This is a genomic window from Pseudomonas sp. IT-P74 (assembly GCF_949768175.1).
In the GTDB taxonomy this organism is placed as follows: domain Bacteria; phylum Pseudomonadota; class Gammaproteobacteria; order Pseudomonadales; family Pseudomonadaceae; genus Aquipseudomonas.
This window is the reverse complement of record NZ_CATKQD010000085.1, coordinates 1-245: the sequence shown is the minus strand read 5'-3', so window position 1 is coordinate 245 and position 245 is coordinate 1. Positions and strand designations below refer to the sequence as shown.

At 61.2% G+C, this 245-nt stretch carries 1 protein-coding gene; it reads right to left on the bottom strand.

Features of this window, described 5'->3' with window-relative positions:
* Positions 1 to 245, bottom strand: a 245-nt coding sequence (locus ACM6J5_RS25960) for a transposase family protein (RefSeq protein WP_414929605.1), incomplete at both ends; no start/stop codon positions are given.

The window sequence follows — 245 nt, the reverse complement described above, 5'->3', positions numbered from 1 at the left end:
CGCTCGCAGGCTTGAATGACCGCCTCAGACAGGCGGCGCGTCATGCGGGCATAGCGATCCAGCCAACTGACGGCTTCCATACGTTTGCCGCAATCACGGCAGCCAACACGTCTGAGCAACACGCTGAGACGCACCGCACGGCCGAGGATGGGCAAATCACGAACGGTTCGCTGGCAATACTCATGCGTGGTTGAACAGGGCTTTTGGCAGCAGCCACAGGATGGGAACCGGGTGGCGTGAGGAGT